Origin of the sequence: Flavobacterium gillisiae, from assembly GCF_900107635.1 — a bacterium.
In the GTDB taxonomy this organism is placed as follows: Bacteria; Bacteroidota; Bacteroidia; order Flavobacteriales; family Flavobacteriaceae; genus Flavobacterium; species Flavobacterium gillisiae.
Genome location: NZ_FNRD01000015.1, coordinates 58,786 through 73,728, shown reverse-complemented (window position 1 = coordinate 73,728; position 14,943 = coordinate 58,786). Strand labels below are relative to the sequence as shown.

At 32.0% G+C, this 14,943-nt stretch carries 14 protein-coding genes; 4 read left to right on the top strand and 10 right to left on the bottom strand.

All coding sequences use genetic code 11. The features are described 5' to 3' along the window. Positions 1-127: 127 nt before the first annotated feature. Positions 128-571: a hypothetical protein gene (locus BLV35_RS19595; protein ID WP_245712098.1), complete on the bottom strand. Its 444-nt coding sequence runs from the start codon at positions 569-571 to the stop codon at positions 128-130. A gap of 71 nt (positions 572-642) precedes the next feature. On the opposite strand from BLV35_RS19595, the gene BLV35_RS17390 reads away from it, so the two are divergent. Genes BLV35_RS17390 through BLV35_RS17375 form a run of 4 tightly spaced genes read left to right on the top strand, consistent with a single transcriptional unit; the run spans position 643 to position 2,216 of the window. Continuing rightward, positions 643-1,398 (top strand): hypothetical protein, encoded by a 756-nt coding sequence (locus BLV35_RS17390; RefSeq protein WP_091093226.1) that lies wholly within the window; start codon positions 643-645, stop codon positions 1,396-1,398. 1 nt (position 1,399) lies between these two features. Continuing rightward, positions 1,400-1,822 (top strand): DUF5675 family protein, encoded by a 423-nt coding sequence (locus BLV35_RS17385; RefSeq protein WP_091093224.1) that lies wholly within the window; start codon positions 1,400-1,402, stop codon positions 1,820-1,822. 3 nt (positions 1,823-1,825) lie between these two features. Then, positions 1,826-2,050, top strand: a complete 225-nt coding sequence (locus BLV35_RS17380; RefSeq protein ID WP_091093221.1) for a hypothetical protein — start codon at positions 1,826-1,828, stop codon at positions 2,048-2,050. Continuing rightward, positions 2,040-2,216, top strand: coding sequence for a hypothetical protein (locus tag BLV35_RS17375; RefSeq protein WP_091093219.1), 177 nt, complete (start codon positions 2,040-2,042; stop codon positions 2,214-2,216). Before BLV35_RS17380 ends, BLV35_RS17375 begins: the two co-directional genes overlap by 11 nt. 73 nt (positions 2,217-2,289) lie before the next feature. Here BLV35_RS17375 and BLV35_RS17370 read toward each other — a convergent pair whose 3' ends face one another. The 9 genes from BLV35_RS17370 to BLV35_RS17330 all read right to left on the bottom strand — a co-directional run bounded on the left by BLV35_RS17370 (position 2,290) and on the right by BLV35_RS17330 (position 14,848). Then, the gene (locus tag BLV35_RS17370) at positions 2,290-2,469 is read right to left on the bottom strand and encodes a hypothetical protein (RefSeq protein WP_091093365.1); all 180 of its coding nucleotides are present in this window, start codon (positions 2,467-2,469) and stop codon (positions 2,290-2,292) included. Positions 2,470-2,492: 23 nt separating this feature from the next. Further along, positions 2,493-2,918: a DUF6943 family protein gene (locus BLV35_RS17365; RefSeq protein WP_091093216.1), complete on the bottom strand. Its 426-nt coding sequence runs from the start codon at positions 2,916-2,918 to the stop codon at positions 2,493-2,495. Positions 2,919-4,073: 1,155 nt separating this feature from the next. After that, positions 4,074-4,625, bottom strand: coding sequence for a hypothetical protein (locus BLV35_RS17360; protein ID WP_091093214.1), 552 nt, complete (start codon positions 4,623-4,625; stop codon positions 4,074-4,076). A 182-nt stretch (positions 4,626-4,807) separates the two neighbouring features. Beyond that, positions 4,808-5,428, bottom strand: coding sequence for an alpha-ketoglutarate-dependent dioxygenase AlkB (locus tag BLV35_RS17355; protein ID WP_091093211.1), 621 nt, complete (start codon positions 5,426-5,428; stop codon positions 4,808-4,810). Next, the gene (locus BLV35_RS17350; protein ID WP_091093208.1) at positions 5,428-9,813 is read right to left on the bottom strand and encodes a DEAD/DEAH box helicase; all 4,386 of its coding nucleotides are present in this window, start codon (positions 9,811-9,813) and stop codon (positions 5,428-5,430) included. Before BLV35_RS17350 ends, BLV35_RS17355 begins: the two co-directional genes overlap by 1 nt. 39 nt (positions 9,814-9,852) lie before the next feature. Next, on the bottom strand, positions 9,853-10,227 hold the full coding sequence (locus tag BLV35_RS17345) for a hypothetical protein (RefSeq protein WP_091093206.1): 375 nt from the start codon (positions 10,225-10,227) through the stop codon (positions 9,853-9,855). Between the two features lie 566 nt (positions 10,228-10,793). Further along, positions 10,794-12,005 carry a site-specific integrase gene (locus BLV35_RS17340; RefSeq protein ID WP_091093203.1) on the bottom strand — a complete coding sequence of 404 codons (1,212 nt, stop codon included), beginning with the start codon at positions 12,003-12,005 and terminating at the stop codon, positions 10,794-10,796. Between the two features lie 220 nt (positions 12,006-12,225). After that, complete coding sequence (locus BLV35_RS17335; protein WP_091093200.1) at positions 12,226-12,684, bottom strand: hypothetical protein; 459 nt, start codon at positions 12,682-12,684, stop codon at positions 12,226-12,228. 343 nt (positions 12,685-13,027) lie between these two features. Next, a complete protein-coding gene (locus BLV35_RS17330; protein WP_091093197.1) occupies positions 13,028-14,848 on the bottom strand; it encodes an ATP-binding protein in 1,821 nt (606 codons plus the stop codon). Positions 14,849-14,943 lie beyond the last annotated feature (95 nt).

Genomic DNA, 14,943 nt, shown 5'->3' with positions numbered 1-14,943 from the left:
TGTTGATGAGTGTAAAAATACGAAAAAAACCAATAATAAAGACCTTTGATTATCAAAATTTGAACTAGTGAGGTATTATATTTTGAACATGTAAAAGTTCAAAATATGGATAAGTTGATTACATTTTTTATCCAATAATTAATAGTTCAACCTGTTCCATTTTTAGGCTGGTGTATTGGCAGAACTCTTCTATTGATACAAGCTCATTTTGGAGCTTATTGTGTTCTTTTCTGATGTTTTGTAACAGTCTAATACTTTGGCGATAACTCTTTCCGGTAATGCGTTGTATATCCTTTGGATAAATACACAATCTCTTATATTCTGTTTTCATACTGTATCTATAGCTTTGATTGGGCTTTGACTTACTTGAAACTCCTGTAATCCAATTTATTTGACTCCATAAAATTAGTAAAAAATCTCTTTTGTTCAGAAGGGACAATTGTTGCGGTTTTTTGGTTGCTGGGATGTGACATTTACGCTGTTTCTTGCCATTTATACTTAAAAGGGACATATGGAATAGGGGAGTCTTTTTAATGTGATTTAATTGGCTAAAATTTGTTTTAGGATCCATTGGAATTGTTGCAACGGAAAGTGGATTTAAAGAATATTTAAAACAAATTATAAACTTAAATTTTAGGAATTATGGCAAGACAGAAAGGCATAATTAAATTGAAAGGTACTATTGGAGATATTACTTTTTACAAAACCCAAGACGGACATTTAGCACGTGAAAAAGGAGGTATTGATGCCAGCAGAATCAAGAATGATCCTGCGTTTCAAAGAACGCGTGAGAACGGTTCTGAATTTGGAAGAGCGGGAAAGGCTGGGAAAATATTGAGAACGGCTTTGAGAGCGTTGCTTTTGAATTCTGCGGACGGTAGAGTGGTGAGTCGATTGACTCAAGCGATGGTAAAAGTGATTCAAGCCGATACCATAAGCGAGCGTGGGTTACGAAATGTAATTGACGGCGAAGCAGAGTTGCTTGCTGGTTTTGAGTTCAACATCAGAGGGAAACTGGGGACTAGTTTGTTTGCTCCCTATGTAGGGATAATCGACAGAGTATCTGGAGATATCAGCGTTGATTTGGATTCGTTTATTCCCGCTAATATGATTGCAGCTCCAGGAGGAACGACACATTTTAAAATTATTTCAGCTGGTGCTGAAATTGATTTTGAGGCAGAGACTTTCGTATCAACGAATTCTGAAACTGCTATTCTTCCATGGGATATGACAGCAACAGCGGCGATTAGTCATGTAAACCCGGTCACGCCAAACAGCACAAAACCGTTGTTTTTGGCTTTAGGTGTTGAGTTTTACCAACAAGTAAATGGCCAGATGTACCCATTGAAAAATGGATCCTACAACCCGTTAGCTTTGGTTAGCGTAAGCGGATTGTAAGATGGTTTTACTACTATCAAGAACTTATTTCCCTAATGGAACAAATAGCAAACTCGAATGCGAGGGCAAATTTATTTGTAACAACATTGAATTACCATGGAAGAAAAACGAAACGAAGGTTTCTTGCATTCCGGAAGGGAAATATTTTATAAGAAAGCGTTACAGCAACAAGTTTAAGTGGCATTTGGAGGTCATGAATGTTGAAAACAGGAAATTCATTCTGATTCATCCCGCTAACAATGCACTTTTAGAATTAAATGGCTGTATTGCTCCCGTAACTCAGTTTTCTGGACCAGGTTTAGGCCTGATGTCACGAAAGGCATTTTATAAATTGAAAGATTTGGTATATAAAGTTTTGGATCGTGGCGAGGAAGTTAGTTTAATTGTTCAATCAGATTCCCAAAAGGGAATGACAAAGAAATAAATTATGAATGTAATAAAACGAGCGAAAGCTCCAACGCCGAAATTTTTTAAAGTGCTTCGAAATATTGGCTTAGCATTAGCTGCAGTTGGTGGAACTATTTTGGCTGCGCCTGTGGTATTGCCAGTTGGAATAGTATCAATTGGTGGATACATTGCTGTTGCTGGTGGCATTATTTCAGCTGTTAGTCAATTGACTACTATAAACGACTCAAAAACCAATGCAGTCTAGTAATTCAGCTTTGGTTGGAACTGCTGGCGGTACTTTTTTGAGTATTTTGCCAAATTTGCAATCAGAAGATGTTGTAAAAACTGTTATTTTAGCCACTTTGGGCGCAATTGTCAGTTTTACAATTTCGATTATACTTAAATTTTTGATTCGAAAGCACAAAAAATAATGCAATTCAAGTTGTGGTGACCGTGAATTGCATTTTAGAAAGTCCATTCCGTAAGGTTTGGACTTTTTTTGTTTCAATTTTCTTCAAATTGATTCAAAGTAACCTCTTCGACTACCACTTTAGCGCAAGAACAATATAAACCATTATATTTTGCACTGTCAATTGCTTTAATTCTGCTATCGAAAATTCCAAAGCAAACTCTTGATGCTTTGCTTTTCCACATATCTGTTTGGTATAAAATATATAGTTTCATAGTTGTATTTTTTAAGTTAATAATCAATTTTTCTTGCAGTAACGGTTTAAAATAACCCTGCGCATTTCATTGATAAGATTGATATTTTGATGAAAGTGATTTTCTTGTTGTTCCAGCAACCTCAGTGCGTCAACTTCTTTTTGATGCTGCTCAAAATCTTGTAGCATTTCGTTGACTTTATGCGAAAAATCTTTTCTGAAATCTTGAATTCGCAAAAAAGGAATTACAGAACCATAAAGGAATTGGTGCCAGAATTTGGCTTTCCAAAGGCTATACGCCAACCAGTACACTGATTCCGCATCTTTTTCGTTTGAGAAAACAATCACAAAACTATTGGTAAATGGCTCTTTTTGCGGCTTGCCGCTGTTCATTCCTTTGTTAAGGATGAAGATTTGGTTTCCCTTGTAAATGGTGTCTTTCTGATGGGTTTTGACGATAAAGTTTGGCATAATTTCTGGTTTTAGATTATGTGCCTCGCTGCGCTCGGCACCCTAATATTTTAAAAGAAAAAGAAAAAAAAGAAAGTCTTCATAGAAGTGGAGGGTTCAAAAGGAGTCCAGTTTTTTTGAAAAAATACTACCCGATTATCTACAGGAAATAGGAGGAGCGGCAGTCATGTGTAGCCAAAAAAAAACCTGAAATGAATTCAGGTTGAAGGGTGGAGATTTTTTTCAAAAACCCGGAGGGCTTGAACTTTACTTTTTGAAACCGGAACTTAGCTTTACTTTCTTTTTTTTATTTTTTTTCTTGTATCACAAAACATTCTCGTTACTGTTCTTCTTTTGCGGTCGTTCTTTTGAAAGCGGCAATTAAACACCCCCAAGCACCGCAAGGAGCAATAAAAAGTGGTCTCGTCTTTTTAGACGAGAAGGAACTTTTTATTGCGGATGAGGAGCGCAGTGGCGGGGTTGCGGCAATCGAATAGCCACCCTGGACGCGGGAGTTAAGCGGAGGAGACCCTGATTTTTATCAGGGTAAACGGAGCGAAACGTAGCGGATAGGAGCGTGAAACGGCGGGGAAAAAATAAAACACTCCCGACTTTTTTTGGAGGGAAACCTTGATTTAGGGCAAAGTGAGGTTTTTCACCGAACGGAGCCAACCCCGATGGCTGTGCGAAGGAGCAACCGCTGAAAAGATAAGGGGCGACAGACATAATACTGCTGACTGCAGAGCAGCGTAGCGGAACGGAATGAAGCTGTATTGTGGCTGTAATAGCCCCGACGAACGCAGGAAGTGACCGTGTGGAGATGAGGAACGGAACGGCGCAAAAAAAATAGCTGTCCCGCCTTTTCTTTTAGCGGGACTGCTATATTTTTTTGTGCTGTGTAGTGTCTGTGGAATGGAGGGAAACCCTAAAGAAAATCACGATAAAGACCCTGAAACGAGTTCAGGGTGAACCGACTGGAACTGCCGAGCGGAACAAAGGGAACGACCGGAGGGAGACCGCTTGATTGCACGTTATTTTTAACGTAATCGTTGTTTTGAAACTTTATTTTTTTCTACGTGTATTGTATGTTGCAAGTTCATTTAGAATAAACCGCGTACTTTTTTCCTGATGTTTCCATTGCTGGCCTTTCTATATTATAGTTTTTTTTAATAGATTTTAGAATAATGAAATTCCTCCTTTATACTCTTCTCTTAATCCTTCGGTATTATATTTTTCTAACTCATATTCTAAATGCTCTTTCATAAAATCTTCACCCATATCTTCATATAGTTTCATGAATTTAAGAGCAATAGTGTTGAGTGAATTTGCGGGTATGTGTTCCTTTTTATTCTTTGCCAAGTCTCTAAAAGATGTACAAATTAATTGATATATTTCTACTATTTTTTTGTCTGTTGTTTTCTCAGTTGGAGCAGTATTGTTGAATTTCCCAATGCTTCTCAACCTTTTCACTAAACCTAGATCTATTTTGTCTTGAAAAGAAACAGGAGCTTCAGGTTTTACTTTACGTATATACAAGTTAAAATAAAATATAGGAAAAAAAATCACGCTTACTAACCTAACACAAAATATTAGAGAATATTTGTAAAACCAACTCTCACCTTTATTAAGTTCAAGTAAAGAAGCATCTTCTTTTTTTAAATAATTAGCAAGAGAACCCCAAAAATTAAGCACCAAACCTAGAGTGATATATAGTAGAAATATTATCATAAAGACTTATTATAGCAGATTAAATATAAAGTTTGACGATTCTAATTGCTCTTAACTTTAGGGACTACAAAACCAGAAAGTATTTCTACACCAATTAGATTATGAACCAATCTTGATTTTTGTAATGAAAATAAATTATTTGATGCACTTGATCTATTGATAATTCTGTTAGTGAAGTGATTTTATATAATTATTTTTCTAAAAGTGATAGAAACTCTTCTTTGTCGTTTCAGTATTTCATCGTTGAACTTATCAGTTTTTCTAGGCGGTATGCCATGGTACCATTTGTATCTGCTTTCGTTTGTCATAACAATTAAAGATCTAGGTTCGATTAACAGTTCTTCTTTTTCTTTACTGTTGACTTCTTTCGAATAATTCATTACACAATGAGAACCTAATGATATTGAAATAATCGTGTCTCCAAAACATGGTTCGCAGTCAATATGAGAGGCAATACCTTGACTAGGTTCGTACTCGTTGATAATAGCTTGATCTGGTATGAAATCTATAATTTTTTCATTTACTAATTTCTGACTTAAGCCATTTAACCATTTTGGCATATCACCTAAATAAGATGATTTGTCAATTTTCCTTGCTCGATAATCGTATTTATATCCATAATGTTGCACCCTTCTTGTTAAATCATTTAACCAACTATTCTCATCAATTATTTTCAATAGTTCTTTTTCTTCAGTTGCATTAATAAAGTCAAAGTGCAGCCTTAAACCTTCTATTAATTTAGCGGTTTCAATCGTTAGTTCCCGATTCGATTTTTTATCAGTATTAAATAAATCTATTTGCATCAATTAGTTATTATTTCGTAAGTAAATGTTTCTGAATTATCATAACTACTGTTTTCTTTGTTTCTATAAGATACAGTTTCTGTTTTACGAATATTATTTTTATTTATTTCTTTCAATTCTTTTTTAAATCGTGTAAAATTATGATGTCTTTGTACAGGGTTTTGGTAAATGACAATGTATTTGTTTAAAGGAAATTTGTCAACCGTATTATTTATTTGCTGAGCCAATTCAATTGTTTGCTCTAAATCTAAGTTTGCAAATAAATATGAAAAATTTAAAATTACAAGATTTGGCAAAGTAAATAATTCTTCTAATAATTCTTCGTTAATTTCAGTATAACTTTTATTAAAATGAAAAGTTGAGTTATTGTGAAAGATGTTTTCTTTACTAAATTCTTTAGCCATTTCTACCATTCCACTTGATATGTCAATACCAAAATAGTTCATATTAAAATTTTCAACTATTTTTTTTCCAAATTGATTAAAAGCTATCCCAGCAGTTAAAGGACCACAACCAAAATCAATAAAAGTTATCCTATTTGAATTTTGTTTTAATTCTAATTTGAATAGATCGAAATAGGAATCAAATACTGAAATATTAGAAAAATAATGCTTTCTCATATTGTAAAAACAATATAACATTACTTTGTCCTTTATACTAAATTCTTGCGTAAATAGATTAGTTTGATAAGTATAAGAGGTATCAAAATTAGCTCTACCGTATTCAATTATATTACTACGAATAAAATCGTTGCTTTTACCTAAAATTAATTCAGGATATTTAATAGTTCTTTTATCAAATTTCAAAGGATTAATAATTATATCATCAAACATGGTCTTAAAGTCATTATCCAGTATAAAAATTTTTCCAGCTATTATAATGTCACTCTCAAAATAATCGAATTTCAGGCTATCTGCAAGCACATCTTCTATATTATCCCAAACATATCCACCTTTGGATTTGATAAACTCAATTAATTTGTAATAAATTAAGTTTGTTGAAAGAATATCATCATTACCAATTACAATTAATTGTTCTTTGGCTCTAGTTAAAGCAACATTTAATTTTCTGTCTACATCTCCTTCATCATTTAAATTAACAATACCATTTAATTGATAATGATTGTTAACTGCAAATGAAACTATAATAATATCTCTTTGACTACCCTGAAACCGCTCTACCGTGTCTACCGTAATATCTTCAAAATTTGGAATTTTCGCTTCTTCTAATTGTTGTTTTATAATTGCAATTTGATTGCGATAGGTCGCTATGATTCCTATTGTTTTCGAATGGTAAAATTCTAATTGGTTATTATTGTATATTTCAATTATTTGCTTTACTATTTTGACAACTAATCTAGCCTCATATTCGTTGGACTTACTAAAATGATTTTTGTCATCAACTTTACTAGGAAAAAATATCATTCTTTTTTTAGTAAGTAGATCTTCTAAGGTGTTTTTTGTTTTTGAATTAAGGTCTAAGTCAAGAACTTGTCTCATTAAGTTCACTTTGCTTGAGTCTTTTAAATTTGGAATGTCAAAAGCCTGATTCAATAGTGAATTGTAGAAAATATGATTGGGAAATAAAGCAATTTCTTTATGCATTCTTCCTTGGTAAGTTAAAATATCATATGCACACTCAATTTTATTTTGTTCGCAATATTTGTATAATCTTTCAAACAAAGAATTTTTGCGATTTGCTAAGCCTATTTTTTCTAAACTTTCATTTTTTGTTGAAGAAGATAAAGGATCCTGTAAGACAATTGCAGGTAATTGTTTATGGTCACCAATCATAATAAATCTTTTGACTTTGGTAAGTATTCCTATGATTTGTGGCTCTAGTATTTGCGAAGCTTCGTCAATTATTACTCTATCAAAGTTTATTAATTTAAATAGCTCTGATTTACTTGACATTGATGCAACTGTAGCAATATATATCCGTTTTGAAGTTAAAATTTGTCGGACTTCATTTCTATTTTGTGCATTGCTACAGACGTTATTAATTAAATTTCGTTTAAACTTTTCATTACAAGACAATTCACTTCCGATTCTTATAAAACTAGTATTTATATTATCTATTAAAACGTCATGTGCTATTTCTGCTGTTGCTTCTGAAACAGCTTCACATATTTCATCTACGGCTCTATTTGTATAAGCCAAAAGTAGTGTTGTACTTTCTGAATTTGTGATTATTTCTTTTACTAATTCTTTTATTATTATTGATGTTTTACCAGTACCTGGTGGTCCATTAAGTAAAAAATAATCGTCAGCAGATAATGCTTTTGAAATAATACGGTTTTGCTCATCTGATAAGTGCTTTTTATTGAAGCTATAATCCTGAACAATTTTGGGTTGCTCAATCCCCAAAATGATGTTTTTTTTAATTGTATTGGCGTCAATAAAACTAAATAAATTTCGATACATAGCTGTGAAAGAACTATCCATAAAATCACGTTCAATAGCCCATGTACTGTATTTTTTAAAAAAAATAGTATTATTTTGCTTGTTTCTGAAACCGACAGTTACTTCTGTCGTTGTAATATTCTTGATGGTACATTTAAAAATTTGATTGTCTGTAGCAATATCTTCTTCTACTACTCTAGGATATAAAACACAAATATCTCCTTTTCTAAAATTCACGAATTTATTTGCTTCATTTGTACGAGTAAATGTAATTTCTACAGCCTTTTGATTCGCTAAATTTTCTATAATTTTTAAATCGTAAAGTATTTCAAATCTTTCTGCCTTTTCAGTAAATTGGTTTAGCCATAAGTTTGCTAAACCATTACTGTTATCAGATTGGCCATTGCCCAGTTTTGCTAAATATTGCTCTTTTGCTACAAAACTAAAGAAGGAAAAAAAATAGGCTTTTTCTAATTTAGAACAGTTTTGTAGAACAAAATTTAATTTGAGAATTTGAGGTTCTAATAAAGCTTTAAAAGCTGGATATATTTTGTATTTTATAATGTTTTCAGGAGTGATATTTTCAATAATTTCGCTCGTAATACTCATGTCATCTTTCGATAATAGAAATTCATTTAATACTATTTCATTTCTTAAATTAAAAATTTCTTGTATTCTTTTTAAGTAGGGTTTATCAGATCGAATATTATTATTTGGAAGTTTTGAATATAAAATATGTCCTTCAATTTTCCCGTTTATTTCATTAAAATCTAACTGATTTATATAACCAATCAATTGATAATATAAATATAGTTGCGTAGCATGGTTTGGTTTCATACTCACTCCATCATCCGGAAAAGGTGGACTTCCTGATTTTAGTTCAATAATTTTGGATTTCCCCTTTTGTTTCTCGATATTCTGTAGTACATCTAATCGACCTTGGATACCATATCGTTTATTAAGAAATGTTGGTTCTAACGTAGCTTTTTTTATGTCAATACTTACTGGTTCACGACTGAAATCATTTACTACAACTTTATTGATATTGCTGAATTGGGTTTGGCAGTTCCTAACATATTCTTGCATGTCTGCAGTTGCTTCAATATCATTACAAGTAGCATACTCGATGGGATACTGCCTGAAATCTTCCTTTATAACATCTTTAAATTCTAGAATTTCATCGTCTTGCTTGGCGAACATCTTATCCATTACTAAGTTGGCAAAATTCCCTAACCTAATATGTTTATTGTTTGGAGTTTCCTCAAATTTTGATTTTATATAATTTAATGCTGATGTCCCATAATCTTGAAAGCACTCAGCAATTGCTGAAACATCTACAAGATAGTCTGGTTCAAGGATAATTATTTTTGGAAAATATATTCCATTTTCATCAATAATAACATTTACTAAATTTACTTGAGCATGCTTCCAAAAGTCATTGACTGAAGTGAATAGAGAATTATGGGTTACATCATTAATACTTACTTTAATGAAATTATCGTCTTGATTGTTTTCAAAATCACAAATGAGGAAGCGATCTTGAATTTCGATAATTTCAGCTCGTAATTCAGATACAATCTTCCCTGATTTTTTGTCGTATACCGGTTTAAACTCTTCAATTGGGAATTCGTTTTGAATTAATTGTGGAATACTATAATTAAAAACTTTAGCAATGAATTCTGCAATATACTTGAAGTGGGTATTGTACTCTTCATAACTCACCATTTTCTGTTTATAGACTACTTCGTTTGCGGTACCTCTGAATCTGTGGATATTCCTTTTTGTTTGGTATTTGTCTACAATAAATGTTAGCCTTGAAAATAAATTGGAAAAATTAACTACTTCGTTTTTAGTCAGCTCTTTGGTTATTTTTTCTAATAGGTCTCTTAGTTTTTTATACTTTTCAGGAATTGTCAAGATGTTATCGAAATGAATTTCCGATAATTCCTCGATATAAATAATTGCTAACGATTTATTGTTCATTCTTTATCTTTAATTTTGACACTTTATTTTCGATACGACTTATAGTACTTCTATAAATGATTGGTGTTTAGAAAAATGACTATTTGCAATCCATTCTGCTGTTGTAGGAATCTCTTTTTGATTTAAAAAAAGAGAATTATCCTCAGGAAATAGTTCGTCAATTATTACATAATCTATCTTTTCTTCTTGTATTAATTGTATTAGCTTAGTTGTGATTTTCTTGTCTATAGGACTAGGTAAGATATAAATAACCAGGTATTTGTGATCAAGGAGGCGGTCTTCATAAGCCCGACCGCTGCTAGTTAGTAACTTATGTTCTATGTCAAATACCAGATTTAAATAATGAAATGCAGAAGTATTCTGTAAATTGATAATACAGGTGATGTGTTTTATATCGATGATATTATTTTTCATGTTGATTTCGTTTTATTATAGCTCACTCAGTTTTGAAAATCCTTAAGTAGTCAATCAATTTACTGCAAGGTTTTATTTATGTTCATAATTCTTCCATTAGCTAAATTATTGATTATTTTGCATTAGAAGGTAAATAATCTAATTGTTTTTTTTTATCAATTAATTCAAGGTTTAATTGTACTTTTTTATTGAATTGTTTATTATTAGAGATTCAAGTTTATTAATTTGATGTTAAAATCCCTTATTTTACGCTTTCTAGTTAGTAAAGCGGAGGAAGTAATAAGACAACATTAGTAATAATCCAGTTGATTAAGTTACGTAAAACCACATTTGAAGGAAAAAGTATCAAAAACTAAAGCAAATGATACGATGATACTTAATGCTGAATTTTAATGCTGTAGCTTATACGGCTATTTATAACTCTGGTATTGCAGTATTACGCTATCAAAACCGTAACTAAAACGATACAGTGATATCTGATACTGCAATTAATGCCATCCTAAAAACTGTAAAAGCAAAAAAACAACTTCTCTAACCTAAATACAATACCCGATTTTAGTGATATTTCAGCTATTATTTATCTTTAATTTTAATTTCAGCATCTCTTCACTTACTTTCTTTTGGACTACTTTTCCATAACTTTCTTGAGTGATTGACATGTTGGAATGACCTAATAATTCAGAAACTATTTCCATTGGAACATCGTTGTATAGTAATACAGTAGAGGCAAATGTTTTTCTGGCTGTGTGATGGGTAATTCTTTTTTCGATTTTAGTAATAATTGCTATTTCTTTGAGGTAGGCATTGAATTTTTGATTGCTTAAAGGAGGGAAAACAGAATTACTTTCGATTAAATATTTATTGATAATTTCCTGTGCTTTTGGTAGCAATGGAATCGATATTTGGCGTTGTGTTTTTTCTCGTTTCATCTTGATCCAATTCATACTATCAAAACCTATTTGAATATTGTTTATGGAAAGGCTTCTCATTTCATTATACGCTAATCCGGTATAACAGCAGAAAACGAATAAGTCTTGAATGATGCTTAATCTCTTAAGTTGGAATATGGTTCCTTCGATGCATTTAAGTTCTTCTGTAGTGAGGAATACAACTTCTTTATGTGTTTTTTTTGATTTGTATAATATAAATGGATCTCTATCTAAATATGTCTCCGAAATAGCTTGTTTTATGGGAGTTCTAAGCCTTTGAATGATTTTATTGATAGTAATTTGCTTTATCTTTTTTTCTGTCTTTAGATAGTAATCAAAATCATTTAGGAACTGTAAGCTCAATTCTTTTAAAGGGAAATCGTTTTTATTATGATTCCATTTTATAAAAGCTTCCAAGTGGTTTCCAACATAAACGAATTTTTCATAGGTATTTTGTTTTATTTCGATACCGACTAGCTTTTGTATTCGAGCTAAAAATTTTCTGTAATAAGAGGCTATGTACTCTTCCTTTTTGATTGGTAGTCCTCTATATTCATTATAGATATTATCTAATTTCCAAGGTATTCCTTGAAGCTGATATACCAATGCAATGTTGTAAAGCTTAAGTTCAATATGTTCAAGTAGGGTATTGATGAATTTATGATTTAGCTCCTTCGTATTTACTTTTTGAAGTGTATTTACCCAATGTAAAGGATTCACAAAAAGACCTGTTCTAAATTCTTTCCTTTGCTTGTTGATGGTAATTCTACAACCGATAGGGCATAGGCCTTTTTTATTGGTTCTATTTGCAACTATTAAAAATAGTATTGTGATTTTATTCTGGTTCATATCTCCATTGTTTTAAGTTAATGATGTGGATGTGCCAATCAAAGTTAAAACTATGGGAGAATTTGAAGGTTTTTTTAAAACACTATTATTGAGTTAAATAGGGTGTCTTAATTTGTAATTGTATAATTGAGGGCATAAAATACCAGTAAAAATTATACTGAGAAGGATTAAAATTAGGAGTGTGTTTTATTGTAATTTTTTCTCTGATACGATGTCGTAATTACATAATTACGCTCCAATTATCGGGATCATATAAATTGGATTCTTCTTCTGCTTTTATGGCTTTGTGGACCAAAGCCCAAATCTCTTTTTTATCATCACTGCTCTTAAGGATACAATTTATTAATGTGGTTCTGGTTAAAGCTAAAAACTCTTTTATTTTTTCAGTATCATTCAAGACCCCTTGTATTTCAGTAATAAAGAGGTTTTCGGCGAGTTTGTCATCCAGAATAGAATCTTCAAATTGTTCAATACTAGCCTCGACGATGTTCGCTTTTTCTAACCAATCCTGTTCACCTGTCTTTTCATGGTTTTCTATAAAAAGGTTTTTAAGTTCTCTTAAGATTTCCGGCTGATCTAGAGCGGGCTGTGTTTCAATCCAGTCCATGAGGCCACCAAGCTTATTTTCATTTTCTAAATAGCGTACTAATTTTTCTGTGTACTTAGATTTGTTTTTCATTCTAATTCTATTTTATAAGATTGTCGTTTTAAGGTTCTAAATCTTGCTGTAAAGGTAAGATTGAAGAATAAAGACGACCGAAGGGAGGGTTTGCTCGTGATGTTTAACGGAAATGTTATTTTGAAACATTTTTTTTCTTGTTTTGGTATTCACTTTATGATTAAGAATTACTGTTTAAATTCTTTTTTTCTTTTTTTATAACTCTTCTATTTCAACAGCACTTATACCATACGTTTTAAGAAGTTAGCTTGTTTTTCTATTAGTACGTTTTTAAGTTTGTTTGATGCAACTCAAATTCTAAACCATTAAAGTCTTTTTCGGTCATTGAAATAACTATTTTGGTTTAAATAGATTTGTATGCTTGGTCTGGATGGTTTGGCATATCAATGATTGTGTGTTGCAACTTGCCTTCTTCTTTCATTGGTGTTATATAATTTCGGTACACATAATTCTCATTTCTATTCAATATTAGAGCGATTTGTTTAACTGAATAACTGTTATGCTTGCAAAGTTCATATATAACATCTTTGATTTTATTAGGATCATTTTCTCTAATCCCTAATTTTTCTATTTGTTCTCTTAAAACAGAAGGTAACTCCTGTGGTAGTGGATGGGGTTCTGTGTTAAGCAGTACGGGTTCTGTGTTAAGCAATGCGGGTTCTGTGTTAAGCAATTTAGGTTCTGTGTTAAGAACCGCTCCTGCTATGTAATATGTTGCTCTTCCTTTGCCTTTTTGCTCTACAAGTCCTTTGTCTCTTAGACTTCTTAATTCGTTACTTGCTTTTAAAACATCCGAAGCATTTAATTGTCTGTAAGTAGAGTTGTCAATTGCTCCTGCTTCTCGAATGAAAATGAACCCCTTTTTTTGTTCTGTATTCAAATCGAACTCTTTGAAAGTATCCAACCATTGTAAATCGCTCTCGTTAAGAAAATGATGTAATAATAATCTTGTGGTAAATAAATTTGCGGTGTGGTCGCTTTCGAAAGTTGGTGGTGCTAATGAGGATTTTTCCATTAAATTTCTCATCGTTCTGATTCCGCTTCCTTTTGTTTCCGCCAAGTTTGTTTCGTGAAAAATTGATGCAATAAATGGGTTTCTATTTTTTGATCCTGGTTCGCCCAATTGCTCCTCTGGTTTTAAAGAGAATCCCGGGTTTTTGATTTCTAATCTGTTGCCGTATCGGATTATTTGAATGGGTTGGTTCTCTCTATAGGTTCTGTGAATAAATGCATTTACCAATGCTTCACGTAAAACTTTTGAAGGTAAACCAATTGCAGCAGCTTGTAATTTGTCATCGCCTAACAAAAAACCTTTTGGTAAATCGTCAGCTATTGCGCTGAATGCTCTTTGAACCAATTCAATAAGTGGTCCCCGCATATCTATGGTAGTAAATCTATTTTCAGGATCTTCGACCCATTCATTACCCGGAACACGTATGTAATCTATACGAACCATTGGCAGCAATCTTCGTAATGCTTGTCGTTTACCAAAAACTAATAATCCGGTGTAAGTTAATTTCCAATCGTCTTTGTCTTTTTTGATACAGCCTAAAGACCTTAATAAATCAAAATCGTTGTAGCCTAATTCTTCGGCGTATTCGTTTACTTTAGCCCGTAAACTTTTGTATAAAGAAATTGCTTCTTCGCTTATATCATCAATACTGGTATCGTTTACAATAGTACTATCTAAGCTGTCTTCTTTGTTATAGAAAACGAATAAATCATCTTCAGTACATCTTTGGTCGCTTGAACCAATTCTTCTGTATGCTCCTTGTGGTAATCCTTTATTTTTAAAATACAATGGTTTTTGCCCATCAGGTAATTCTTTGACAAACATTTTTAAGATTAGTTTGCCATTTGCCAATTTTTCGATTTCGATTTCTGGTCTAACGGGTTGGTTGAATAATGATGCTGTTTGCGAAGCAATATCTAATTGTAATTTGTCAGGATTTGTAATTCCTTCAACATAATAACTTTGAAATAATGAAGTTTCATCTTTTACAACCCCCAGTACAATTAATCCCCCACCTAAACCGGGTTCATTAGAAAACGCACAAATTGTCTCCATTATGGAAGTATCAATTGCGGAACCTTTTTTAGCTTCAATTGTAGTGCATTCGTCTGTACTATTTAATTGCTCTAAAATGTCTTTGATAGATTCCATAGGGTACTTTTATTATATTGATTGTGCAAACTTAAGCATAATCTTATTTTTTTAATCAATTTAATTGGTTTTGAAAGTTTACTATTTTGCAGTTT

Coding starts and splice junctions, on each gene's coding strand:
- BLV35_RS17350 (WP_091093208.1), bottom strand. CDS start 9,813: ATGAACAATAAATCGTTAGCAATTATTTATATCGAGGAATTATCGGAA.
- BLV35_RS17335 (WP_091093200.1), bottom strand. CDS start 12,684: ATGAAAAACAAATCTAAGTACACAGAAAAATTAGTACGCTATTTAGAA.
- BLV35_RS17375 (WP_091093219.1), top strand. CDS start 2,040: ATGCAGTCTAGTAATTCAGCTTTGGTTGGAACTGCTGGCGGTACTTTT.
- BLV35_RS17340 (WP_091093203.1), bottom strand. CDS start 12,005: ATGAACCAGAATAAAATCACAATACTATTTTTAATAGTTGCAAATAGA.
- BLV35_RS17385 (WP_091093224.1), top strand. CDS start 1,400: ATGGTTTTACTACTATCAAGAACTTATTTCCCTAATGGAACAAATAGC.
- BLV35_RS17365 (WP_091093216.1), bottom strand. CDS start 2,918: ATGCCAAACTTTATCGTCAAAACCCATCAGAAAGACACCATTTACAAG.
- BLV35_RS17345 (WP_091093206.1), bottom strand. CDS start 10,227: ATGAAAAATAATATCATCGATATAAAACACATCACCTGTATTATCAAT.
- BLV35_RS17360 (WP_091093214.1), bottom strand. CDS start 4,625: ATGATAATATTTCTACTATATATCACTCTAGGTTTGGTGCTTAATTTT.
- BLV35_RS17370 (WP_091093365.1), bottom strand. CDS start 2,469: ATGAAACTATATATTTTATACCAAACAGATATGTGGAAAAGCAAAGCA.
- BLV35_RS17390 (WP_091093226.1), top strand. CDS start 643: ATGGCAAGACAGAAAGGCATAATTAAATTGAAAGGTACTATTGGAGAT.
- BLV35_RS17355 (WP_091093211.1), bottom strand. CDS start 5,428: ATGCAAATAGATTTATTTAATACTGATAAAAAATCGAATCGGGAACTA.
- BLV35_RS17330 (WP_091093197.1), bottom strand. CDS start 14,848: ATGGAATCTATCAAAGACATTTTAGAGCAATTAAATAGTACAGACGAA.
- BLV35_RS19595 (WP_245712098.1), bottom strand. CDS start 571: ATGGATCCTAAAACAAATTTTAGCCAATTAAATCACATTAAAAAGACT.
- BLV35_RS17380 (WP_091093221.1), top strand. CDS start 1,826: ATGAATGTAATAAAACGAGCGAAAGCTCCAACGCCGAAATTTTTTAAA.